Source organism: Winogradskyella sp. 3972H.M.0a.05, from assembly GCF_040493455.1.
GTDB lineage: Bacteria > Bacteroidota > Bacteroidia > Flavobacteriales > Flavobacteriaceae > Microcosmobacter.
Genome location: NZ_JANFDA010000007.1, coordinates 106,908 through 131,776, shown reverse-complemented (window position 1 = coordinate 131,776; position 24,869 = coordinate 106,908). Strand labels below are relative to the sequence as shown.

At 35.1% G+C, this 24,869-nt stretch carries 23 protein-coding genes; 11 read left to right on the top strand and 12 right to left on the bottom strand.

The genetic code is table 11. The annotated features are described in order from the left end of the window. Nucleotides 1–25: 25 nt before the first annotated feature. On the top strand, nucleotides 26–793 hold the full coding sequence (locus tag NCE97_RS13845) for a polysaccharide biosynthesis/export family protein (RefSeq protein WP_353779873.1): 768 nt from the start codon (nucleotides 26–28) through the stop codon (nucleotides 791–793). Between the two features lie 5 nt (nucleotides 794–798). Next, nucleotides 799–3,144: a GumC family protein gene (locus NCE97_RS13840; RefSeq protein ID WP_353779872.1), complete on the top strand. Its 2,346-nt coding sequence runs from the start codon at nucleotides 799–801 to the stop codon at nucleotides 3,142–3,144. Between the two features lie 13 nt (nucleotides 3,145–3,157). Here NCE97_RS13840 and rpe read toward each other — a convergent pair whose 3' ends face one another. The 3 genes from rpe to NCE97_RS13825 all read right to left on the bottom strand — a co-directional run bounded on the left by rpe (nucleotide 3,158) and on the right by NCE97_RS13825 (nucleotide 5,943). Further along, nucleotides 3,158–3,820: a ribulose-phosphate 3-epimerase gene (gene rpe / locus NCE97_RS13835; RefSeq protein ID WP_353779871.1), complete on the bottom strand. Its 663-nt coding sequence runs from the start codon at nucleotides 3,818–3,820 to the stop codon at nucleotides 3,158–3,160. A 166-nt stretch (nucleotides 3,821–3,986) separates the two neighbouring features. Further along, on the bottom strand, nucleotides 3,987–4,850 hold the full coding sequence (locus tag NCE97_RS13830; protein ID WP_094967995.1) for a sigma-70 family RNA polymerase sigma factor: 864 nt from the start codon (nucleotides 4,848–4,850) through the stop codon (nucleotides 3,987–3,989). A gap of 124 nt (nucleotides 4,851–4,974) precedes the next feature. Further along, nucleotides 4,975–5,943 (bottom strand): hypothetical protein, encoded by a 969-nt coding sequence (locus NCE97_RS13825; protein WP_353779870.1) that lies wholly within the window; start codon nucleotides 5,941–5,943, stop codon nucleotides 4,975–4,977. Nucleotides 5,944–6,061: 118 nt separating this feature from the next. On the opposite strand from NCE97_RS13825, the gene NCE97_RS13820 reads away from it, so the two are divergent. Genes NCE97_RS13820 through NCE97_RS13810 form a run of 3 tightly spaced genes read left to right on the top strand, consistent with a single transcriptional unit; the run spans nucleotide 6,062 to nucleotide 7,892 of the window. Then, nucleotides 6,062–6,727, top strand: a complete 666-nt coding sequence (locus NCE97_RS13820) for an LA_2272 family surface repeat-containing protein (RefSeq protein WP_353779869.1) — start codon at nucleotides 6,062–6,064, stop codon at nucleotides 6,725–6,727. A gap of 9 nt (nucleotides 6,728–6,736) precedes the next feature. Continuing rightward, nucleotides 6,737–7,264 (top strand): hypothetical protein, encoded by a 528-nt coding sequence (locus NCE97_RS13815; protein ID WP_353779868.1) that lies wholly within the window; start codon nucleotides 6,737–6,739, stop codon nucleotides 7,262–7,264. 4 nt (nucleotides 7,265–7,268) lie between these two features. Next, nucleotides 7,269–7,892, top strand: coding sequence for a hypothetical protein (locus NCE97_RS13810; RefSeq protein WP_353779867.1), 624 nt, complete (start codon nucleotides 7,269–7,271; stop codon nucleotides 7,890–7,892). A gap of 54 nt (nucleotides 7,893–7,946) precedes the next feature. Here NCE97_RS13810 and NCE97_RS13805 read toward each other — a convergent pair whose 3' ends face one another. Both NCE97_RS13805 and rpsO read right to left on the bottom strand, forming a co-directional pair. After that, a complete protein-coding gene (locus tag NCE97_RS13805) occupies nucleotides 7,947–10,205 on the bottom strand; it encodes a polyribonucleotide nucleotidyltransferase (RefSeq protein ID WP_353779866.1) in 2,259 nt (752 codons plus the stop codon). Nucleotides 10,206–10,393: 188 nt separating this feature from the next. Next, nucleotides 10,394–10,663 carry a 30S ribosomal protein S15 gene (rpsO, locus tag NCE97_RS13800; RefSeq protein WP_353779906.1) on the bottom strand — a complete coding sequence of 90 codons (270 nt, stop codon included), beginning with the start codon at nucleotides 10,661–10,663 and terminating at the stop codon, nucleotides 10,394–10,396. 181 nt (nucleotides 10,664–10,844) lie between these two features. Between rpsO and NCE97_RS13795 the strand changes: the two genes are divergently transcribed. Next, the gene (locus NCE97_RS13795) at nucleotides 10,845–11,687 is read left to right on the top strand and encodes a hypothetical protein (protein ID WP_353779865.1); all 843 of its coding nucleotides are present in this window, start codon (nucleotides 10,845–10,847) and stop codon (nucleotides 11,685–11,687) included. Between the two features lie 62 nt (nucleotides 11,688–11,749). Here the strand turns inward: NCE97_RS13795 and accD are convergent, their stop codons facing one another. From accD to tamL, 3 genes are all read right to left on the bottom strand, one after another. Continuing rightward, nucleotides 11,750–12,607 carry an acetyl-CoA carboxylase, carboxyltransferase subunit beta gene (accD, locus tag NCE97_RS13790; RefSeq protein ID WP_353779864.1) on the bottom strand — a complete coding sequence of 286 codons (858 nt, stop codon included), beginning with the start codon at nucleotides 12,605–12,607 and terminating at the stop codon, nucleotides 11,750–11,752. A 38-nt stretch (nucleotides 12,608–12,645) separates the two neighbouring features. Beyond that, nucleotides 12,646–13,713 (bottom strand): class II fructose-bisphosphate aldolase, encoded by a 1,068-nt coding sequence (fbaA, locus tag NCE97_RS13785; RefSeq protein ID WP_353779863.1) that lies wholly within the window; start codon nucleotides 13,711–13,713, stop codon nucleotides 12,646–12,648. 108 nt (nucleotides 13,714–13,821) lie between these two features. Next, on the bottom strand, nucleotides 13,822–16,356 hold the full coding sequence (gene tamL, locus NCE97_RS13780) for a translocation and assembly module lipoprotein TamL (RefSeq protein ID WP_353779862.1): 2,535 nt from the start codon (nucleotides 16,354–16,356) through the stop codon (nucleotides 13,822–13,824). A 115-nt stretch (nucleotides 16,357–16,471) separates the two neighbouring features. On the opposite strand from tamL, the gene NCE97_RS13775 reads away from it, so the two are divergent. Further along, entirely contained in the window at nucleotides 16,472–17,200 is a 729-nt protein-coding gene (locus NCE97_RS13775; RefSeq protein WP_353779861.1) for a TrmH family RNA methyltransferase, read from the top strand. Here NCE97_RS13775 and porT read toward each other — a convergent pair. Together porT and ubiE are read right to left on the bottom strand one after the other, a co-directional pair. Further along, nucleotides 17,187–17,900, bottom strand: coding sequence for a type IX secretion/gliding motility protein PorT/SprT (porT, locus tag NCE97_RS13770; protein ID WP_353779905.1), 714 nt, complete (start codon nucleotides 17,898–17,900; stop codon nucleotides 17,187–17,189). The genes NCE97_RS13775 and porT overlap by 14 nt on opposite strands. A 7-nt stretch (nucleotides 17,901–17,907) precedes the next feature. Beyond that, a complete protein-coding gene (ubiE, locus tag NCE97_RS13765; protein WP_353779860.1) occupies nucleotides 17,908–18,648 on the bottom strand; it encodes a bifunctional demethylmenaquinone methyltransferase/2-methoxy-6-polyprenyl-1,4-benzoquinol methylase UbiE in 741 nt (246 codons plus the stop codon). Between the two features lie 153 nt (nucleotides 18,649–18,801). On the opposite strand from ubiE, the gene trkA reads away from it, so the two are divergent. From trkA to NCE97_RS13745, 4 genes are all read left to right on the top strand, one after another. Next, nucleotides 18,802–20,151: a Trk system potassium transporter TrkA gene (gene trkA / locus NCE97_RS13760; RefSeq protein WP_353779859.1), complete on the top strand. Its 1,350-nt coding sequence runs from the start codon at nucleotides 18,802–18,804 to the stop codon at nucleotides 20,149–20,151. A gap of 3 nt (nucleotides 20,152–20,154) precedes the next feature. Then, nucleotides 20,155–21,648: a TrkH family potassium uptake protein gene (locus tag NCE97_RS13755; RefSeq protein WP_353779858.1), complete on the top strand. Its 1,494-nt coding sequence runs from the start codon at nucleotides 20,155–20,157 to the stop codon at nucleotides 21,646–21,648. A gap of 163 nt (nucleotides 21,649–21,811) precedes the next feature. Further along, complete coding sequence (locus NCE97_RS13750; RefSeq protein ID WP_353779857.1) at nucleotides 21,812–22,066, top strand: hypothetical protein; 255 nt, start codon at nucleotides 21,812–21,814, stop codon at nucleotides 22,064–22,066. Nucleotides 22,067–22,169: 103 nt separating this feature from the next. Beyond that, nucleotides 22,170–22,445 carry a hypothetical protein gene (locus tag NCE97_RS13745; protein ID WP_353779856.1) on the top strand — a complete coding sequence of 92 codons (276 nt, stop codon included), beginning with the start codon at nucleotides 22,170–22,172 and terminating at the stop codon, nucleotides 22,443–22,445. Between the two features lie 24 nt (nucleotides 22,446–22,469). On the opposite strand, the gene NCE97_RS13740 is transcribed toward NCE97_RS13745, so the two are convergent. Together NCE97_RS13740 and NCE97_RS13735 are read right to left on the bottom strand one after the other, a co-directional pair. Beyond that, the gene (locus NCE97_RS13740) at nucleotides 22,470–23,654 is read right to left on the bottom strand and encodes a pyridoxal phosphate-dependent aminotransferase (protein ID WP_353779855.1); all 1,185 of its coding nucleotides are present in this window, start codon (nucleotides 23,652–23,654) and stop codon (nucleotides 22,470–22,472) included. 14 nt (nucleotides 23,655–23,668) lie between these two features. Further along, nucleotides 23,669–24,772, bottom strand: coding sequence for a fatty acid desaturase family protein (locus NCE97_RS13735; RefSeq protein WP_353779854.1), 1,104 nt, complete (start codon nucleotides 24,770–24,772; stop codon nucleotides 23,669–23,671). Between the last annotated feature and the right edge of the window lie 97 nt (nucleotides 24,773–24,869).

Sequence of the window (24,869 nt, the reverse complement as noted above, 5' to 3'; positions counted from 1 at the left end):
TTTGCGTCAAATCAAATAGGATTTAATGAATAGAAATATAGCGTTTATTTGCTTGTCCTTGTTCTTAGTTTTCTCTTCTTGTACTTCAAAAAAAGAAATACTGTATATGCAGGACGCTGAGAAATACAACAATACCGAGTTAGAGTATTCACAGTCAGTAATACAACCCAACGATATTTTAAGAATAAGAGTTGAGACTTTAATACCAGAAGCTGCTCTGGCCTACAATAAATCTTCTAATTTTAATATGCAGGCTAATGATCTAGAATTAATGAAACTAGACGGATACCTAGTTTCAGAAGAGAATACCATTAAGTTTCCTGTTCTAGGAGAAATTTCTGTAGAGGGAAATACTACTCAAGGGTTAGAGGAAAAACTGAAAAAACTATTAGTTGATGGAGGGCATTTGGTTGATCCTACAGTTTATGTAAGGATAATTAATTCAAAATTCACAATAATTGGAGAAGTTAATTCACCTGGTACATACAATTTTACCGAGCAAACAATCACTATACTTCAAGCTTTGGGATATGCAAATGACCTTACTATTAACGGTAAAAGAGAAGATATATTAGTGATTAGAGAAACTAACGGTGTCCGTAATATTTCTCATATGGATCTTACTTCTGCAGATTTATTCAATAGTCCATATTACTTAATAAAACCAAATGATGTTATAGTCGTTAATCCAAATGACACCAAGGTGAAATCTGCTGGCTTCATTGGAGAAGTAGGGACAATATTAACTATTGCTTCACTAGCATTAAGTGTTACAATACTACTCACACGTTAGAACTTATGAATAAACCACAAAATAACGACATGAGTAATTTTTTGGAAGACAATGAGAGTATAGATTTTGCTCTTGAAGCAAAAAAATACTTAAGGTTTTGGCCTTGGTTTGCTATAGCTTTATTTGTATGTCTGGTAGGTGCTTATGTTTATTTACGTTATGCTACACCGATTTATCAGACAACTGCCAAGATTAAAATTTTGGATGAGTCTGAAGGACTGGAGCTTCCTACTTCGGCTTTTGTATTCAAAAGAGTTAATATAAATCTGGAAAATGAAATCGAGATATTAAAATCTTATTTAATACTAGAGAGAGTAGTTCAGAAGCTAAATCTTAATGCCAATATATTTGAAGAAGGTAGGATTAGAACATCTAGAGTGAAAGAACCTCCTTTTCAGTTTGAACAACTTATAAAGAGCGATAATATTAATAGAGCTCTTAATTTTGAAGTTGAAGTAAATAAGACTGGGTTTGAAATCTTAGATGTAAAGAATGATAAAACATTTTCAGTTCCAAATCACAATACCTATTTACTAGATCACAATCTTCCATTTGAGATTAGAATATCAGGAGAGGATCAACTTTCTAGAGTTTTGGGTAAAAAGTTTTTAATAAAGCTAAATACAGTTAAGTCTGAAGTCCTAAAATTAAAGTCATCTATCAAGATTGAGGCTATAGGAGAGCAAAGTGATTTATTACAGCTGACATTAAAAGGGCAAAGTAAAAAGAGGACTGAGCAAATTATTAATACCCTAATCAATATTTTTGATCAAGATGGTATTAATGATAGACAATTAGTTTCCAAAAGGACATTAGACTTTATTGATGAGAGATTTGTCTTTTTAGCAAAAGAACTAGATTCAATTGAAATTGATAAAAAGGATTTTAAGCAAGATAATAATATTGTTGACCTAGTTAGTGATGCTCAAATAGGACTAGAGCAAAGGGCTCAATCCGATGAGCAGGTGTTTAACATAGAACGCCAAATTGAATTAACATCATTATTGCAAGAAACGCTTAATGATGAATCAAAAAATAGTAAGCTACTTCCAGCCAACATTGGCTTAGAAAATAATAACATAAATGCAATTATCTCTGAATACAATATTGCTGTTCTTGACTTAGAAAAGTTAGTTGCTAGTGCAGGAAATAATAATCCATCAGTTAAATTACTAGAGTCAAAAATAACTACTCTAAGGTTCAATCTTGATCGATCTCTTATAGCTTATGATAAGCAATTGAAATCGTCTGAAAACCAATTGGTGAATAGGAATCAAAGATTTAAAGGACGAGTTTCAAGTATCCCACAAAAGGAAAAACTCCTAAGAGCTATAGAAAGGCAACAAAAAATAAAAGAAAGTCTGTATTTATTATTGTTGCAAAAACGCGAAGAAGCTGCGATTAATCTGGCGATTACAGAGCCTTCAATCAAGGTTGTGGAATTTGCTTTATCTGGTATAGGCCCAATATCACCTAAAACTAAAATCATTTATTCTGGAGCAATATTAGCCGGACTCCTTTTGCCTTTTGCGATACTTTATTTAATGTTTATGTTAGATACAAAGCTGCATAGTAAAGAAGATATAAGTAAGCTGAAATCTTCAATACCTATTGTAGGAGAAATTCCAAGTATTAAAAGTAAAGGTTCAAAGATTTTTGAAGACCCTAATGATAGAAGTATTTTGGCAGAATCCTTTAGGATTTTGAGTTCAAACGTAAATTACATGCTTCCAACATCTAAGGATACAAAAGGAAAAATTATTTATTGTACTTCAACAATTAAGGGTGAAGGAAAAACTTATGTAAGTGTAAATTTATCTCTGGCGTTATCTAGTATAAACAAGAAAGTACTCCTTATAGGTTCGGATCTTAGAAATCCACAAGTTCATACGTATATGGATATTGATAAATCTCAAGAAGGGTTAACGAATTATTTGCACGATAAATCAGTAAACTGGAGAGATATACTAATTAAAGGATTTGATCTTCATGCTAATCATCATACAATAATTTCTGGTCCAATTCCACCAAATCCAGCACATCTATTAACAAACGGAAGGTTTAATGAGTTGATTGAAGAAGCAAAAGAAGAGTATGATTATGTTATTGTCGACACAGCACCTACCATATTAGTTACAGATACAATGCTTATTTCTCAGCTTGCAGATACAACAATATTTATTACTAGAGCTAATTTTACACAGAAGAACTTACTGAATTTCTCTAAAGAGCTTAGTGAATCTGGTAAGCTAAAGAATATGGCTTATGTACTCAATGGTGTTGGCGCAAGTAAGTCCTATAATTATAGCTATAACTATGGTTATGGATACGGCTATGGAAGTAAGGAATAAGAAGCTTTAAACACTAAGAGTTTACTAAAGCTTTGAGGTCTTTAATAGTTTGTAATTGATCTTCACTTCTAAAAATGTAGCTGCCCGATACTAAAACATCGGCACCAGCATCGATAAGAGCTTTGGCATTTTTGTTTGTAACACCGCCATCAATTTCAATCAAAGTATCTAAACCTTGATCATCTATCATTTTGCGAAGTTTCTTGATTCTATTGTAAGTCATCTCTTCAAACTTTTGACCACCAAACCCAGGGTTGATAGACATAAGTAATACCATATAACATTTGGGAAGAATATCTTCTAAAACAGAAACAGGAGTCGTTAGGTTTAATACAACACCAGCCTTGCATCCAGCATTTTCAATTTGAGATAATGTTCTATGCAAATGCACTGTAGACTCATAATGTACAGTAATAATATCTGCCCCAACATTTTTGAATTCTTCAATATAGCGCTCAGGTTTTTCAATCATTAAGTGAACATCCAATGGTTTGGTAGCATGCTGTTTTATAGCCTTTATTACAGGCATACCATAAGAAATGTTTGGCACAAAATGACCATCCATAACATCGATATGAAACCAATCGGCATCACTCTGATTAACCATTTTCACATCGCGTTGTAAATTGCCAAAATCGGCCGCTAAGATTGAAGGAGCAATAAGTTTAGAAGACATAGTTAGTTTTAGTTTTGGCAAAGATAATTAAAAGTCTTTCCTTTTTTAAAAGAGATTTTAAGATAAAAACAAACCCCCGGTAATCAGCCGGGGGTTCTTTCATCAATCAAAAAACGAACAGTTATGTGTAACTGTTGTAACGTTTATTTAGGTCGTAAAAGCGTTACTAACCTAAATATGTTTTTAATATTTTACTTCTAGACGTATGTTTTAATCTACGAATAGCTTTTTCTTTAATTTGTCTTACACGCTCTCTGGTTAAATCAAACGTCTCTCCAATTTCTTCTAAAGTCATTGGGTGTTGATTACCTAAACCAAAGTAAAGACGAATAACATCAGCTTCACGAGGTGTTAGAGTCTCAAGAGCACGCTCTATTTCAGTACGTAGAGATTCATGTAATAAATCTTTGTCTGGGTTTGGAGACTCACCACTACGTAAAACGTCGTATAGGTTAGAATCTTCACCCTCAACTAATGGAGCATCCATAGATACATGACGACCAGAGTTCTTCATAGACTCTTTAACGTCGTTGATTGTCATATCCAACTCTTTTGCAATTTCCTCTGCACTAGGTGGACGCTCATGACTTTGCTCTAAAAAGGCAAAAGTCTTATTAATTTTATTTATAGATCCAATCTTATTTAATGGTAAACGTACAATACGAGATTGCTCAGCTAATGCTTGCAAGATCGACTGACGAATCCACCAAACAGCGTAAGATATAAATTTAAAACCACGTGTCTCATCAAAACGTTGAGCAGCTTTAATCAAACCAAGATTACCTTCATTAATTAAATCTGGTAATGTTAAGCCTTGGTTCTGATATTGCTTTGCAACAGATACAACGAAACGTAAATTGGCTTTGGTCAACTTCTCTAAAGCAATTTGATCACCAGCTTTAATACGCTGTGCCAACTCTACTTCTTCATCGGCTGTAATCAAATCTACTTTACCAATTTCTTGAAGATATTTATCTAAAGAAGCAGTTTCTCTATTCGTAACCTGCTTCGTGATTTTCAGTTGTCTCATGTAATATGTTTACTATTTAATTTAAGGCAGAACAATTAGGTGTTCTGTTATTATACGTAATAAGTCGCAAAAATGTTACAAAAATTTAATAAATATTAAAAAATAATTTCATATGGCATAATTTTTATTCAAAGTCTAATGTTTGTGAGGCTTCGATGAGTTGGCTTAAAGCACTAATTTTCAATATTATCTTGTTAAAAAAAGTGCGTTGTTCTTTTTCTCCAGCTGTATTCAACAATTTTGAACTTTGTAATTGTTTGTTCAAAAAAGATTCAGCTTGGGTACATGTCAGCTTATCTTGAGTTTGATAATAAGACAGTACAGTAAAAGGTACAAAAAGTGATTTTTGAGTTGAAGTTTTTATGAGCACATTATTATTCATCAAAAGAAGCTCATTATAGTATAGTTGATAATTGTCTCTGTTGCTTTTTACTTTTTTTGAAACTGAGTGTACTAATGACTTAAGATTGCCGCATATTTTTAAAGCTGAATCAGAATTCATCAAACCAGCCTGAAAGTAAAAGTTAATTTGCTTTAAGGTGCTGTTTATAGTTGTGATGTCCCAAATTTCAACAATGTTTAGATCACTGTATAATTTTTGAAGCGCTTTGGAAGCCTCTATAGTTGTTGTTTTTGGAGCATATTGCTCAAAAGAAAGCGTATCAAAACCTGAATCGAGAAGCTTTAACCATACATACATCTTGAAGCGACTCAGAATATCATCACCAATTGTATAGAAAAGGGGTAAGTCTTTTGCAGAATATATCACAGAACTGTCCTTTTGTTGTACTAGCCCTTTTAGAGAATTGTAAGAAGCTAGAAAATAATCCTTCAAACTCTCTTCGTCAACAACCATTTTGGTTTTTTCAACAGAAATATAATTCTCACTAGTGGTTTCAAACAACTTATCTAAAGATAGATTGAAATATTTTGAAAGTAGAATGCCCTCTTCTAACGAAAACTTACTCTTTAGACTTGTTCTTCTATGTGCAGCGTCATAGCTGATGTCCAAAGCGGTGGCAATAGCTTCATTTAAGGAGTGTCCATCAGGTAATTCTTTCTGCAAATTGTCTAGAAATGTTGATTGTAGCATAAAGTGAAGTTATATTTAATTTGTGAAAATCACAAATAATATTTTTAGAAGTAATGGTTAATACAATTATAAATGTGATTATAGCAATAGTTTTGAATAGAATTTTAAACGTATTATCATGAAAAATTATTTGTTACTAATCCTAATGTTATTAGTCCAGATACCAGTTGTCGGACAAGATGTAAAGGATACTATTTATGTGAATAAGGTAAACTTTAAAGATGTTAAATTCACCCAAAACACAACAATCATTGAGCGTAATGTTTTTGCATTTTCACCTTCAAAAGCAAACAAAATTAATGGGCTCAACTTGAACTATTGGTATGACGAATCTAGTGCTACCATGACCAACGGAATAGAACTTGGACTAAATCCCTTAGGTGTGTTTTTTCCTTTCTTAACAGTAATACATTCAATACCTCCATTCATACATGACCCTAATACCTACAAACAATCTTATGTGGATGATATGGTGTTTGATAAGGTCAATGGTATACGTGTTGGAATTTCATTTTTAGAGCCAGCTATTATCAATGGGATTGAACTCAATCTTACTGGAGGGTTTGATACTAAAGTTAACGGGTTATCCATGTCTCCAATAATTCATAAGCACATGATGGTTAATGGTGTCGGGATAGCTTTATTAGGAAACTTTGATACACAGGTCAATGGCATTCAAATAGGATTATTCAACAAGTGTAGTAACCTCAGAGGCTTGCAATTTGGGCTATGGAATAAAAATTCAAAGCGATCATTGCCTTTTGTTAACTGGAATTTTAAATAAGAACTAATTATGAAAACGATAGTGTATTTAATTCTAGGATTACTACTCTGCAATTGTGGAGGAATTCCAAAATACAAAGATGGAAATCAAAGATTTTTGACAAATCCCAAGCTTATTGAAGGCGAGTACAATAACTATAATAATGATAGTTTGAAATTGCGTGGAAATTCAATAAACAGTAAGATAAATTGGAGGAAAAAGCGATTAGACACGACAAGATATACATCAGTTAAAATTAAAATATTAAATGAAAAACAGCTGAGATTTGATTTTATAAAGAATGATTCGACATTGAAAAGTCAAACATTTAAATATAGGCTTAGGAAAGATGGTTTTATAAAGTTGAGAAATAATAATCTTCAAGTCGTTGGAGTGCCTTGGCTATTTGGAGGGTATAAAAATGTTATGTATGATTTGGGTCTTACGAAAACTGATGATTTAATCTTACATGGATATAGTGAAGAAGCTGCAGCTGTAATGGTAGCCCTTTTTGCTGGAAGACGATACGATATTAAAAACATATATAAAAGAAGATAATAAGATGATACCTATTAGAATATTTACATTACTACTCTTAGCTTTTGTATGTACTAGTTGTGGCGTTTCGTTCTCTAAGAAAGAATTCCGAAAAGATTATGTAAAGCTCACAGAAAGTAACATTAATCAATTAAATGGTGAGTATCTATTTTATCCATCAAAACGATATGGAAAGCCATCTAAGAATAAAAGAGCATCGGATATTCGATATGCAAATCTGTATCAGGAAATCGTAAATGAAAGCTATAACAATAAAAAGCAGTTTGACTCAGCAAGATCAGACCGCAATGTGTATAAAGTGAAATTGGACCTTATCAATAAACAATTAATAAAATTGCAGGTTTATGAAAATGATTCCATAATAAGAGACACGATGTTAGTAGGGAAGTTAAAGAAAGGCATGTTTTATTTAGATAATAAGTACTTTAAATGCCATGGTGTGCCATACATTTTTGGAGGTTGTCAAAGTAGTAAAAGACGAATTGGGCTTTCCAAAAATAAAACTCTAATTGTTAATGAAGCTGCGAGTAATGAAGGTGCTTTATTAATCGTTTTAGCAGCAGGGTATTCGTATAATGCGTCTTATGAATATAGTAGAGCAGTGGACGTGTCATCCTTTTATAATTAAAAATAAAAAACCGCTTCAATTGAAGCGGTTTTTTGTTCTTATGATAATTGAAGATTAGTTATCCCCATTATTATTATTTTGATCACCTCTCGGTTTTCTATCATCTCTACGATTGTCGCGGTTTCTGTTGTCTCTTCCACGATTATCGCGATTTCCGCCTCTATTGTTATTGTTTCTTGGACGATCTTCCCAACCTTCAGGTTTTGGTAAGATAGCTTTTCTAGATACTTTCTCTTTTCTGGTTCTTGGGTCTACCCCGAAGTATTTTACATCGATAACATCACCAATGTTAACAACATCAGTAACGTTGTTTGTACGTTCCCAAGCCAATTCACTAACATGAAGCAATACCTCGTTACCAGGAGCTTCAGTATATTCTACAACAGCACCAAAGTCTAGTATCTTGATAACTTTTACTTCATATACGCTACCTTTTTCAGGCTTGAAACACAGCGAATCAATTTTAGCTAATACAGCATCAATACCAGCTTGATCAGTACCAAGGATTTCTACAATACCTTCTTCAGTTACAGGATCTTCATTGATAACAATTGTAGTTCCTGTTTCTTTTTGTAATTCTTGAATCACTTTTCCACCAGGACCAATAAATGCTCCAATAAGATCATTTGGTAAAGTTGCGTTAACCATTTTTGGTGCATGTGGTTTAACATCTGCATTTGGTTGTGCGATTGTATCTGTAAGCTTTTCTAAGATGTGTAAACGTCCATCTCTAGCTTGCTTAAGTGCATTCACTAAGATTTCATACGATAAACCTTTAATCTTGATATCCATTTGGCAAGCCGTAATACCGTCAGCAGTACCAGTAACCTTAAAGTCCATATCACCTAAGTGATCTTCATCTCCAAGAATATCTGAAAGTACAGCATAACGCTCACCATCTGAGATCAATCCCATTGCGATACCAGACACAGGCTTCTTTAATTGGACACCAGCATCCATTAATGCCATAGTACCAGAACATACAGTAGCCATAGACGAAGAACCGTTAGATTCTAATACTTCTGACACCACACGAACAGTATATGGACAATCATCAGGAATCATCCCTTTTAAAGCACGCTGTGCTAAGTTTCCGTGTCCAACCTCACGACGAGACGTTCCTCTAAGAGGTCTTGCCTCACCAGTTGAGAAAGGAGGGAAGTTATAATGTAAGTAGAAGGTTTCTTCACCTTGCATTGTTGGTAAATCAATTACATTAGCTTCTCTAGATGTTCCTAGAGTTACAGTTGCTAATGCTTGAGTTTCTCCTCTTGTAAAGATTGAAGAACCATGTGTAGATGGTAAGTAGTCTACTTCGCACCAGATTGGTCTGATGTCTGTAGTTTTTCTTCCATCTAGACGTAAACCTTCGTTTAGTGTTAAATCTCTTACTGCCGATTTGTGAGCTTTACCAAAGTACTTATGGATTAGTTTCCCAAGTTCTTCTTGCTCTTCTTCTGTAAACGATTCGAAGACTTCTTCTTTTAATTCGCTGAACGCTAAACCACGTTCTTGCTTAGAAGAACCACTTTTAGCAATGGCGTAAGCTTTGTCATACACCATATCATGAATCTTCTTGTTAAGATCTTCATCTTCTACTTCTGGATCGTATTCTCTGGTTTCTTTCTTACCGAAAGCTTCAGCTAGTTTTACTTGAGCCTCACACTGAACTTTAATAGCGTCGTGTGCAAACTTAATTGCATCAGCCATTTCTTCTTCAGAAATCTCATCCATTTCACCTTCTACCATCATTACAGAATCTGCAGAAGCTCCAATCATCATATCGATATCAGCTTCTTCTAATTGAGCGAAACTTGGATTGATAACGAATTCACCATCAATACGTGCCACACGAACTTCAGAAATTGGAGTTTCAAAAGGAATGTCACTCAATTGAATTGCTGTTGAAGCAGCTAAACCTGCTAATGCATCTGGCATTACATTTTCATCGTGAGACATTAACTGAATCATCACCTGAGTTTCTGCGTGGTAATCCTTAGGGAATAACGGACGCAATACTCTATCTACTAAACGCATCGTAAGGATTTCTTCGTTACTTGGTCTTGCTTCACGCTTAAAGAAACCACCTGGATAACGACCAGCGGCAGCAAATTTTTCTCTATAGTCTACCGTTAATGGTAAGAAATCTACATCTGCAGCATGATAGTTAGATACTACAGTACATAACAACATGGCATTACCCATTTGTACAACAACCGAACCATGTGCTTGTTTGGCCAGTTTACCTGTTTCGATGGAAATCTCTCTTCCATCGCTGAGAGTGATTACCTCTCTAAAAGTTTTTGGAATCATAAAATTTTAATTCTATTTCCGATCGTTTTTTTACACATCGGAATACTGTTAAACATTGGTAGTTGTGTTGTTGTAGTTGTTGTTGTGAACCAATGAAAAACTATAGTAGCTTCTTTAATAACCTGCATTTTATCCTCTTTGCATGAGCTTATATAAAAACAAAAAGAGGCTCGGAAGCCTCTTTTAAATTATTTTCTTAAACCTAATTCTTTAACTATGGCACGATATCTTAAGATATCTTTCTTAGTTAAGTAATCTAGTAATGCGCGACGCTTACCTACTAATTTTACTAACGAACGCTCAGTGTTATAATCTTTACGATTCTTTTTTAAGTGCTCAGTTAAGTGGTTAATTCTGTAAGTGAATAACGCAATTTGTCCTTCAGCAGAACCGGTATCATTCTTTCCTTTACCGTGTTTTGTGAAGATTTCTTCTTTTGTTTCTTTAGATAAATACATTCTAATATTATTGTAAATGATTGTTATGTACTTTGAAAGATTTTCTTTCAAGCGGCAAAGATAATCATTTTTTGTGATTTACAAGGAATTGTGAGGTTTCTTTGATTTTTTCCATTCCCATTTTAAACCTTTTCCAACTACTTCGGTCTTAACATCATATTAACAAATAAAATAATTAGTAATGAAAACAATTAAAGTTACAACAAAGCTATTGTCAATGCTTGTGGTTTTAGGCTTGACGTTTACAGGATGTAGTGACAACGAATCTGTTGAGCCAGAAGCAGAGTTACAAGATGTTACTGAGATGAGACTAGCGGCCGAGATCGATGAAGCTTCGGGGACTATGGATGACATTGCCATCGAAATCTATGAAAGACAGGAGCAAAGCGAACTTGGACGCACAGAACCAAACTTTGGTATGCCAGATTGTGTTACCATTACGGTGGTATTTGAGCAAAACTTCAGAGAAGTAACGATCGACTTCGGAACGGAAGGGTGTTATATTAATGAGAACCTACTCAAAGGAAAAATTATCTTATCATGGGAGCGAAACCCAGAAGCGCAACAAGTATTTATTTCTAAGAGCTTAGAAGACTTCTACTTCAACAACAAAAACATCTTAGGAAGCAAAACAATACTGAAACAATTATCCAATGATAACGGAAACCCTCAATTTACTCATGAACTTAGCCTAACTGTCATCTGGCCAAATGGCGCACAAGCATCTCGCGAAGGGACTAAGATTAGAGAATGGATCGAAGGGTTTGGTAGCGGAATCTTTAGTGATAATGTATTTAAAGTCACAGGAAACTGGACGTCTACGTTTGTAAATGGCAATACACATACTTACGAAGTAATGACGCCTCTAAGAAGAGAAGTGATTTGCTACTACTTTGTTAGCGGTAGTGTTGATGTGCAACGCACTAACTTCGGAGGATTGTTTGATTACGGAGAAGGGAATTGTGATAACCAAGCCACATTTACGTTCAATAATGGCGAGACAGTTGATATAACACTTAATTAGTTTTGAGTTATTTTTTGGTTGGTTTTTAATGAAAAAGCCTCAGGATTTCCTGAGGCTTTTTTTTATGCTCTTAACGGTTGATTTGTAATCAAATCGATATACTGATTGATCTTGTTCTTAAGATTTTTTCTATGAGAAATAAAATCTAAGAATCCATGTTCTAGTAAGAATTCAGCGGTTTGGAATCCTTCAGGGAGTTCCTGCCCAGTCGTGTCTCTTACAACACGTGGTCCTGCAAAACCAATTAATGCTCCTGGCTCACTAATATTAATGTCTCCCAACATTGCAAATGATGCTGTAGTACCTCCTGTAGTAGGATCGGTACAAAGAGATATGTAAGGAATTTTGGCTTCTGCCAGTTGCGCTATTTTAGCTGAGGTTTTTGCCAACTGCATTAAGGATAATGCAGCTTCCATCATTCTGGCACCACCAGATTTTGAGATCATTACAAAAGGCATCTCATGTTTTAGTGCATAGTCAGCAGCTCTGGCAATTTTCTCGCCTACAACGCTTCCCATGGAACCACCGATAAAACTAAAATCCATACAAGCAATGACGAGGTCTTTGCCTTTAGATTTTCCAACTCCTGTACGAACTGCATCTTTGAGTTTTGTTTTTTCTTGAGCGGCTTTTAAACGATCTGGATATTTTTTATTGTCCTCAAATTTTAATGGATCTTTAGACGTAAGATTAGCATCGAGTTCTTTGAACTCTCCATCATCGAATAAGATTTCAAAATACTCTTTACTCCCTATTCTTACATGATAACCATCCTCTGGGCTAACATAGAAGTTCTTTTCGAGTTCTTCCGTGTCGATTATTTTTCCGGTAGGAGACTTATACCAAAGACCTTTTGGTGTGTCTTTTTTCTCCTCGGTAGAGGTTGTTATTCCTTTAGTCTTTCTTTTAAACCAAGCCATATTGTTGGATTATTTTTTTAGTTAGTTAGAATGCAAAGTTATAAAGTATTTACATTATTTAAATCCTCAAATGCTTTTTTGAGTCTTTCAATGAATGCATTCTCTGCTTCACGCAACCATTTTCTTGGGTCGTAGTACTTTTTATTTGGTACGTCGTCACCATCAGGATTTCCGATTTGAGACTTAAGATATTCCGATTTGTCATTGAAGTAATCTCTAACACCACTCATAAATGCATACTGCATATCGGTATCGATATTCATCTTAATTACACCATATCCAATAGCTTCTCTGATTTCTTCAAGTGTAGAACCAGAACCACCGTGGAATACAAAATCGATATGGTTGTGACCTACATTATATTTTTCAGAAATGTACTCTTGTGAGTTCTTCAAAATCTTTGGTGTCAGCTTTACATTTCCTGGCTTGTATACACCGTGAACATTACCAAAAGCAGCAGCTACAGTAAATTGATCACTAACCTTACTTAACTCTTCGTAAGCATAGGCAACTTCTTCTGGTTGTGTATATAATTTTGAATCGTCAACGTCTGTATTATCTACACCATCTTCTTCACCACCAGTAATACCTAATTCTATCTCTAGAGTCATGCCCATTTTGCTCATGCGCTCTAAGTACTGCTTGCAGATTTCAATATTCTCCTCTATTGGCTCTTCAGAAAGATCGATCATGTGAGAGCTATAAAGTGGCTTACCAGTTTCTTTAAAATGTTGCTCACTAGCATCCAATAAACCGTCAATCCAAGGCAGTAATTTTTTCGCACAGTGATCTGTATGCAATATCACAGGAACACCATAAGCTTCTGCCATAAGGTGAACATGTTTTGCTCCTGCAACAGAACCTGCAATAGCAGCTTTTTGATCTTCATTACTTAGTCCTTTACCAGCATTGAACTGTGCACCACCATTAGAAAACTGAACGATAACAGGTGCATTCAAAGCTTTTGCAGTCTCTAGCACACCATTGATAGAGTTAGATCCAACAACGTTTACTGCTGGAAGTGCAAATCCTTTTTCTTTAGCCAATTTGAAGATTTCCTGAACCTCTCTACCTGTAGCTACACCTGGTTTTATATTGTGACTCATTTTGTTTGGTTTTAGTATGAATTTAGAGGGTTCAAAAATAAGGTTTTTTCATAAGGAAAAATAGATCCTTTTGAAAGAAATATAGCTAACAAATGTTAGCATGTTTTGCTAGAAAGGATAGTTGATACCGATATTATAAACGGCATTTCTGAAATTGTAATCGTTGAGCCAGCGATTGCCCAATTCGTAGGACGGATCGTAGGTCTTGAAACCGATATCGAAACGTACTATAAAAAACCTGAAATCGTACCTCAATCCAAAACCAGACCCAATGGCAATATCTTGAAGCGAGTTGAAACCACTAAACGTTGCTGCTTCATCTTCAACATCATCTAAAACATTCCAAATGTTTCCTGCATCGACAAATAAAGCACCTTTAAGGCTTCCAAAAATATTGAAACGCTGCTCAGCACTAAGATGAATCTTGAGGTTTGCTTCATTAAATTCATTCGCATTTACTGAGCTTCCAGGACCTAAGTTATAAGCTGTCCAGGCTCTGTTATCGTTTGGTCCACCTCCAAAGAAACTTTTTGCAAACGGAATGTTATCCGAGTTGCCATAAGGAATCGCAATACCAAAATAACTTCGCAATGCGAACACACTGTTTCGTCCCAGATCCCAATATTTAATATAATCTACTTCACCTTTAGCATACTGAGAAAAGGCAACACCAAAAATCTTGTAACGATCATCAGCGTTTTTATCTAAGTTGAAAACATTAGCAATGTTCGATAACAGATTTCCCGCAAACTCTAATCTGAATTTGAATGTAGAATAGTCATTATCAAAGATGCTTTCTTTTCGATCTTTGACATAGTTAAAGCTCGAAGCGAAAATAAGGTTGTCTTCCGTCAGTCTATCTTTTCGTTGATTGATACTCGTTACAGCAACTATATCATCAGTAGTAGGATTGAGAGTTGTGTTTGGGTCGAGAACATCATTGATAAACATATCTGCACCATCAGGAATGCTCAATGTTTCATCCTCCGGAATATAGTCTAGATCTCTGGCAATATCTACAAGTCGATTAAATGAATTGTTATAGACATTGAAATAATTGCTCGTATTTAGATTTTTTACATATTGAACATTAAAGAGATCTAATGTATTGGTAACTTTTTCTGAAGGAAACCAATTGTAACTAATCGATCCAGAGAACGTTTGCTTGTCTAGACCAATATTTCTTTGACTTGTAGCAGCTAGATTAATTCTTGTACTTGGTGACATAAACTTAGGAATGATCTTTTCCGTATTAAACGGGAAGAACATACGTGGTATCGTTAACTTAGCTGTTGCACCAAGCTCATTGATATCGAAGAAGGGATCATCCGATTCGCCACCATCTTTTGAAGCACCAATAGTATATATTCCAGAAATGTCCAGAGTTTCAGCACCTCTAAAAATATTCCTGGTAATCAGTCCAATACTTCCAGAGAATCCGACAGTTTGAATATTACTTTGAGAGATGTTGAATTCGAATCCTAAATCATATTTCTTCTTTGGAGATAAAAAGATGTTAGCGGTTAGTGTTGAATCTTCTTCATTCTCTACGTATCTAATTTCAGGATATCTAAATGTTTGTAACTGACTCAACGACTTATACGTTCTCGTTCTATCAATATCTCTGAATAGACTCCCTTTTTCAATAAATATAGCATCAGTCAGGGCATTTGGTCTATACTTCAATTTGTCATAGCTGTACAAGTTGTAATTGTCGTACGTGGTACTATCAGTTATCGCATTGTTTCGATTTTCGAAACGATAATCGGTGAAGATGTTTACATCCTTAATCGTATAGGGTTTGAATGGGACTCTATTAGTAGAATCACCATATCTAATAGAGCGATCTGCAATATTAAGTTTTGTGTTTACTTTTTTATCAGTTCCAATCGTGTCGATTTCAAAGGTTACATAGTCCTGCGCAAAATGATAGATTCCCGAGTTTCGCATATGTTCGTTGATACGCTCACGCTCTTTGGTATAATTATCTTCTTCGAATTGCTCGCCAGTTTTTAATAAAGACTGTGCTTCAATAGAATTATATAACGAATCAATAACAGGTGAAGCTATCGTTTTGGTTATGGAATCTAGCATATATGGTGTGCCACGGTCTACAGAATAATCTATTGTAGCACGTTGGTTATCCTGTAAATTGATGCTATAATCTGCCTTAGCATCAAACCAACCTTTTTTAAAGAAATATCGCCTTAGCTGATTTGCCGATTTTTTAGTTTTTTCTTCATCAACAACTACAGGAGCTTCGCCAGTACGTTTTAGCCAAGCATTGAATTTTTTACGAGATCGTAGATACGCGTCTAACTGTTTTTTTGACAATAGCCTTGTCTTACGTCTTACTTTCAGGGTGTCGCTTAGTATTTTGGCATTGAGAATAGAATCAATATTCGGTCTCGCTAGATTGTATACATTGAGACGAACAGGAACTCCTAATAATGGAATCTTAGAATTAGGTTTCTGTACAAGGATATTGTTTATGGTTTCGGAGTTTTCCTTTTTCCCGTCAACAGTAACTTTGTTTTCAGTAAGTAAATGTTCATCAGCCTTAATTCGTTTTATTGGATTACAAGAACTAGAGAACACAACTATAATTGTAAGTGCGAGTATGTAAACAGAGTTATGTTTCAAATATATAGGTAACAATTACATCAAACTAAAGCAAAAGCACAAGATTCTAAAGTATAACAAAAATTAGTCCAAAAAGGTTTACTTTGTACTATACAACAAAAGTAAAGACATTTTAATGTTATCAAAGAATCAGCTAAAATTAATTAAAAGTTTAGCGCTGAAAAAATATAGGACTCAGCATCGTTTATTTACGGTTGAAGGTATAAAAGGGATTACCGAGTTTTTGAATTCAGACTATACCTTACATCATTTATACACAACCAAAGCCATCTTTGATACTGAAAACTACACATTAATTTCGGAGACTGATCTTAAAAAAATAAGCAGCTTAAAATCACCAAATACTGCTTTAGCCATATTCGAAATTCCTGAACCTAAGCCTGTAAAATTAGATGGTTTAATAGTTGCTTTAGATAATGTTAGAGACCCAGGGAATCTAGGGACAATCATCAGGCTTTGCGATTGGTTTGGAATACCAGAACTAGTTTGTAATCTGGAAGCAGTTGATTGTTACAACTCAAAAGTGGTACAGTCTACTATGGGATCTTTAACTCGTGTTAATGTCTCTTATCTCGATCTCGAAGCTTTTATTGATGAGCATAGTATCACCTCTTTTGGAACCTTTATGGATGGTGAGAATGTTTATCAAAAACAATTACCAAAGAGTGGGATTATTGTGTTAGGAAATGAAGCGAACGGAATTTCAGGAACCTTAGAAAAGATAATTGATGAGCGAATAGCAATTCCCAGATTTGGAACACTAAAAGCTACCGAAAGTCTAAATGTAGCTACAGCTACAGCAATAATTTTGAGTGAATTTAAAAGAGGATCTACTGAAAGGTAAAGTTGATAAAAATACCTCGTGTCTTCATTCTGTTGACATTGCCAGTCCATGGACTATTTGGATCCACATCTCTAACGATTTCATCATTAAATGCGAAAACACCTCGTATTGAAGGCGTGAACTTAAACCAGAACAAATAAAAATCTACACCAAAACCTAATTCGTAGAAATACATGTTACGTTTAGATCTAAACTCGCCAGCACTATTATCATCTGGGTTTTTTTCGTTACTCGATAAATTCAAAGCAGTCGATACACCACCAACGATAAATGGTTTGAAGTTATTTAATCGTTTCGTAGAAACCTTCAAAAGAAGCGGGAAGTGTATATACGTTGCTTTAACCTCTCTTAGTAAATCAGAGTCATTAAACTCTAAACCTTGAAAATAAGACTCATCATATACAAGGTTTCTTTGCGTAATGTAAAGTCCAGGCTCAAAGCGAAGATCTAAATGATCATTAATACGTAGATTGGAAATAAGCCCAACATTAAAACCAAGAGTGGTTTCTGTAAGGATATCTTCCAAATCCTGCTCGTACTGAAACTTATAATCATAACTATTAAAACCAAGGAAAAATCCCCATGACCAACGTTTTTTGTCAAAGTTTTCATTGTTTTTAATACGCTCTTTACTAAATAGTTGTGCAGAAGCTGTTTGTCCAGCAATGAGCAGCGCTAATATGATAAGTAGTTTCTTCATTGATATCTTAAGCATTAAGGGCTTTTGACGCTTTATAAATACTTGCCACACCAAATGTTTGCGGCATATCTTCGACATCTATAAACCCAATTTGGCGCAAAATATTGTTCAAAGCTTCACCAAAAGGGAATACTGAGGCAGAATCACCTAAATATTTATAAGCACTCTTGTCCTTAGAAAACAGTTTGCCAATATTAGGCAAAATATATTTGGTGTAAAAGTTATATCCCTGTTTGAAAGGCGTTTTCGTAGGATTTGAAGTTTCCAAAATCACAAAAATACCATTAGGTTTAAGTACTCGAAGTATTTCTGAAAGCCCTTTTTCTAGGTTTTCAAAGTTGCGAATTCCAAAAGCTACAGTAATGGCATCAAAGCTATTATCTTCAAAAGGGAGGTTTTCAGAATCTCCAATAATCATTTGAATAGTGTCTTGCAGGTTTTGCTTTTCTATTTTCTCGCGACCGACCTCTAACATTCCTTCACTAATGTCGAGACCAACGATAGAATTTGCAGCAGATTTAGATAAGTTTATAGCCAAATCTCCAGTTCCAGTGGCAATATCTAATATGGTTTCTGGATTGGTTGCTGAGACAATATCAACAACTTTTTTTCGCCATTTCACATCTATTCCAAAAGAAATAACACGATTTAATCCATCGTATTCCTTTGAAATATTATCAAACATTTGAGCAACTTGTTGTTTTTTATTCAAGTCACTGTCTTTATAAGGCTTTACTTTTGAGGACATTCAAAATTTTTGACAAATATAGGATATTGCTTCTGCAATAAGTAATTTGCCAATGCAATTTTAAGCAAAGGGGAAACGCACTCTAAGAGCCGAAAATGTGCTATATTTGCCTGTTTTTCCGCTTTGTTTATTGCAAAGCGCAAATTTTTTTAGATGAAAATCATTATAGCTGGTGCTGGAGAGGTGGGGTTTCATTTGGCAAAGTTACTGTCTTTTGAATCCCAGGAAATAACGCTAATAGATACCAATAAGCATAGTCTAAGCTATGCAAACGACCATTTAGATATTAAAGTAATGAGAGGTGATACCACCTCTTTATCACTTTTAGAGGAAGCACGAATTCAGGATACTGAATTGTTTATTGCGGTTACCTCTTCTGAGACTACGAATATTACGGCTTGCGTTCTTGCAAAGCAATTGGGTGCTAAACGTACTGTTGCTAGAATCGCTAATACTGAGTTTATTGAGCACAAAGATGCGGTTGGATTTTCCAAGTTTGGAATTGATGAATTGATTTCGCCCGAATCTTTAGCGGCTTCAGAAATTGAATTACTACTTAATCAGTATGGGTTTAATGAAAGTTACGAGTTTGAAGAAGGTGCGTTAACCATGCTTAGTTTAAAGCTTTCTCGTACGGCATCTTTCGTAGACAAGACTGTAAAAGAAGCAGCCGAGATTTTTCCAGAGCTGCATTTTATTCCTATTGCAATACAGCGATTTGGGACTCAGTATACCATAATTCCTAGAGGAGACACTCAGTTTAAGGAAGGAGATAAGGTAGTATTTATCACTTCAAAAGGAGGTGATGATGAATTGCTGGAACTATCGGGAACCGTTAAGAGTGAGATTAAGAATGTAATGATTCTTGGTGGTAGTAAGATAGGTCTCAAAACTGCAAAAGACTTGTGTAAAGGTAAGTTCAATGTGAAGCTTATTGAGAGTAACAAAGATATAGCCTTCGACCTCGCAGACGATTTGCCAAATGCTTTAGTGATTCATGGAGATGGTCGCAATGCTGAGTTACTTGAAGAAGAAAGCATAAAGAACATGGACGCTTTTATCTCAGTTACCGGAAATTCTGAAACGAATATAATGTCTTGCTTAGTTGCAAAATCTAAAGGCGTTAGAAAAACTATAGCATTGGTTGAAAATATGGACTATTACCAGCTTTCAGAATCTATAGGTATCGATACCTTAATTAATAAGAAACTATTAGCGGCTAATAATATTTTTAGGTATGTGAGACGCGGAAAGGTTGTAGCCATGACTAAGTTGAACAACATGAACGCCGAGTTACTCGAGTTTGAAGTTATCAATACGTCATCTATAGCCAACAAGATGATTAAGGATATAAAATTCCCAAGGTCGGCGATTATTGGAGGTGTTATCCGAGACGAAGAAGGATTGATTCCTCTTGGAAGCTTTAAGATTGAAGTAGGAGATCGCGTAGTGGTATGTTGCTTACCTAGATCTATTTCAGAAGTAGAAAAGTATTTTTACTAATCGATGAGACTCAACTACAAAATTATCTTTCATTTTTTAGGATTGCTTTTGCTGTTCAACGGCGGCTTTATGCTATTTGCAGCATTGTTTAGCCTTATTTATCAAGATGGAGTAACGATGCAGTTAGTACTTTCTGGTTTAATGGTGCTTCTCATTGGTATTTTTGTAATGGTAGCTACAAGAAAGCATAGAAAGGAGATGAACAAGCGCGAAGGGTATATTGTAGTGACCTTCGGCTGGCTTATTATGGCACTGTCTGGAACCATTCCTTATATGCTTACTGAAGCCATACCCGTTTTTTCAAATGCTTTTTTTGAAACCATGTCTGGTTATACCACGACAGGTGCTACTATTCTTAGTGATATTGAAAGCTTACCGAAAGGTGTTCTGTTTTGGAGAAGTATCACACATTGGATTGGTGGTATGGGAATCATTGTATTGGCAGTTGCTATTTTACCATTATTAGGTATTGGAGGAATGCAGTTGTTTGCAGCAGAAGCTCCAGGGCCAAATGCAGACAAGTTGCATCCTAGAATAACAGATACTGCAAAGCGTTTATGGTTGATCTATTTTGGATATACTGCTGCGGAAACCATATTACTGAAAGTAGCTGGAATGTCCTTCTTTGATGCTATTAATCATGCGATGTGTACTCTATCTACAGGAGGATTTTCTACTAAAAATGCGAGTGTAGCACACTGGAATGGACAGCCTATAATTCAATATATCATTATTGTTTTCATGTTCTTAGCTGGGACTAATTTTGTATTGAGCTATTTTGTGTTCAAAGGAAAAGTACAGAAGGTACTGAGAGATGAAGAGTTTAAATTATATGCCAAATTTATTGCTGTCTTTACGATAATAGCATCACTGATTATTTACTTCAATACCGATCCTTCGACATCTACTGTAGACCATCCGATGGTTTGGGGAGAGCTAGAAAGTTCTATAAGGCACGGATTATTCCAAGTGCTTGCCGTAGTAACCACTACAGGTTTTGTAACAGCAGATTTTACGGCATGGACGCCATTCTTGGTAATCTTCTTCTTCGGGTTGATGTTCCTGGGAGGTTCTTCTGGAAGTACATCTGGAGGTGTTAAGGTGGTTAGACATCTTATATTGATAAAGAATGGATTCTTGGAATTCAAACGTGCGTTGCATCCCAATGCTATATTGCCAGTGCGTTATAATCAAAAGTCCATTTCTGGAGGTATTGTATTCAATGTTCTAGGTTTTTTCATTCTGTATATGCTTTCCTTTATAGTTGGTGCATTGGTGTTTTCTATGTTTCAAATAGATTTTGAATCGGCTATCGGTTTATCAGCATCAAGTTTAGGGAATGTTGGTCCTGCTTTAGGAGATTTTGGACCAGTGAATAATTACGCAGCGTTACCTTACGCAGGAAAATTATGGGCTGCTTTTTTGATGCTTTTAGGTAGGTTAGAATTGTTTACCGTACTTATTTTATTGACACCTTTCTTCTGGAAAAACAGATAATTTTTACGATTTTTTTCAAAATATTGAATTTTGAAATTTCTTAGAATCCATGAGCCTTCCCAGAAATTTATACCTTGGTTTTTAATGGTTTAGTGCAAATATCGCTGTAACATTTTTGCGCTATATGCGTCATATCTGTGTAACCAATTAAAAAAAACCAATCATGGAATTAGTATTATCAGCAACAGATTTAGATCCTTTACCTAAACGTAAATCGGTATCAAACGTTATTAAACCAGAAGGTATTTTAAACTCTAACTACAAGCAAGTAGTTAAGGAAAACTTCAACAAGAAATCGTCTCAATCCATTTTCGGAATTAGACAACGCATCAAAAGCAGACGTTACCAATTTACTCCAGGTATAGATGTTATCCTAAAAGTGTCTGTGTTCGTAATTGCATTAGCCGTAATTTTTTAGAAACGGTATCTAGAACTCCTTTTACTTCAAAAAGTATAAGTGTAATCAATAAGCTTGATCTTATTGGGTGGTAGTGTATTGTCTAACTTTTAATTTGAATGTTATGCATAGTGCTGGAATGAGAGCTATTTTGAAGAATAACAGAAACCTTCTAAGAAAGAATAGAAGAGGGTTTAAGGAGAATTATGAGGCAAAATATGTATTCAAAGGAAAGGCTAAACGAAAGTTTGAAAGCAATGCACCAGAATTACACGAAAGGACGATTGCACTAATAGGTGAGCGTATAAGAAGAGAAAATCGACGAATACTCTATAAAACAATCCTTGTATTTGCCTTATTGGTGTCTGTAATCGTAGGAGTGATCCTATACTATCTATAAAAAAAGCACTCATTTGAGTGCTTTCTAGTTTAATATATTTTTAATGCGTTTAATGGCATCAATAATTTGTTCGTTAGAAGCCGCATAGGATATTCGTATACAATCAGGGTTTCCAAAAGCGTCACCAGTTACAGTAGCCACATGTGCTTCTTCCAATAAGAACATAGAAAAGTCCGTGGCATTATGTATCGTTTTGCCTTTTATAGTTTTTCCAAAGTAATATGAAATGTCTGGGAATACGTAAAACGCACCTTCAGGTTCATTGGTTTTAAAACCATTAATGTCCTTAAGTAGATCCAGAATCAAAGCTCTACGAGATTTGAATTCATCAATCATGTATTGCACTTTAGAAGGAGGCGCATTTAAAGCTGTAATCACTGCACGTTGAGCAATACAATTGGCACCACTCGTAATCTGACCTTGCATTTTGTTACAAGCTCTGGCGATCCATTCAGGAGCACCTATATAACCAATCCTCCAACCAGTCATTGCAAATGCTTTTGAGACACCATTCACTGTAACAGTACGATCGTACATATCATCGAATTGAGCCATACTAACATGGCCTCCTATAAAATTGATATGCTCGTAGATTTCGTCAGAAACCACATAGATATTCGGATATTCTTGTAAAACATCTGCTAATGCTCGCAATTCTTTTCTACTATAAACCGATCCACTTGGATTGCAAGGAGAGCTTAACCAAAGCATTTTAGTTCTAGGTGTTATAGCACTTCTAAGTTGCTCGGCGGTCATCTTAAAATCAGTATCGATAGAAGTTTCAACCTGCACTGGAGTACCTTCGGCTAGCTTTATCATTTCAGCGTAGCTCACCCAAAAAGGACAAGGCAAAATGACTTCGTCTCCCTTATTGATCATAACCATAGCCACATTAGCCAGAGATTGCTTTGCGCCAGTAGACACAACAATTTGAGGTAATGTGTAATCTAGATTATTATCCCTTTTGAATTTTGTAATGATGGCTTCTTTGAGTTCAACATAACCATCTACAGGAGTGTACGAATTGTAATTGTCATTGATGGCTTGTATAGCAGCATCTTTAATGAAATCGGGAGTATTAAAATCGGGTTCACCAAGGCTTAAGCCTATAATATCCTTTCCTTCAGCTCGTAACTCTCTAGCTTTAGCCGCCATAGCTAAAGTCTGAGAAGTCGATAGATTATTTATTCTATCAGATAGTTGGTTCATTGATCAAAACGTAATTAAGCCTGTAAGGCTGCTGGTTTCATTCCCATTTCTTTCAAAAATCTGAAATGAGCTGCAATTGCTTTTCGAGTTGATTTGTATTCTTTATATGGAAGATTAAACTCTTTAGCGGTTTCCTTAACAATTTTAGAAATCTTAGTATAATGAATATGGCTTATGTGTGGAAAAATATGATGCTCCACTTGGTGATTTAAACCTCCAGTAAACCAATTCACGATTCTATTATTTGTAGCGAAATTCACAGTAGTTTTTAACTGATGTATAGCCCATGTATTTTTCATGACACCATCTTCTTCTGGCAAATGCATCTCAGCTTCATCCATAACGTGAGCCAATTGAAATACTACACTAAGTATAAGACCAGCCGTGTAATGCATTATAAAGAACCCAAGTAATATTTTCCACCAAGCAATGTCCAAAATCAACATTGGTAGCACAATCCAAATTCCAACATAGATTATTTTAGAAATAACTAATTTACTCCAGTTCCAAACAGGATTAGGGAATTTGCCATAAGAGAGCTTACGCTTCATGTAGCGCGTCATCTGCTGCCAATCTGTAGTAATAGCCCAGTTTATCGTTAACAATCCGTATAGTAAGATTGAATAGTAATGCTGAAATTTGTGATGCCACATCCACTTCGAATGTTGCGTAAAACGTAAGATTCGACCAGCTTCAAGGTCTTCATCATGACCATGAATGTTTGTATAAGTATGGTGGAGAACATTATGCTGTACTTTCCAGTTGTAAACGTTTCCAGCTAAAATATATATGCTACTTCCCATTAAACGGTTAATCCATTCTTTGTTGGAATACGAACCATGATTACCATCGTGCATTACATTCATACCAACTCCAGCCATTCCAATCCCCATTACGATTGTCATTAACAATTGTACCCAACCAGGTATGTCTAAGGTTAGAATGAGGAAATATGGAGCTAAGAATAAGGAAAACATTATGACGGTTTTGAGCCATAGTTTCCAGTTCCCTGTACGCTTAATGTTATTTTCTTTGAAATAGGAGTTTACACGCTTATTCAAGGTTTTGAAGAACTTTGCTGAGTCAACTCTCGAAAATGCTAAAGCCTGTCTTGACATAGTGAAAAATTAAAGGTGTAAATATAAATAATAAAATAAGGCAAAGGGTTAAGTCTTTGCTAAAATAATCCACACTAATTTGGCTATTTTTGTTGAA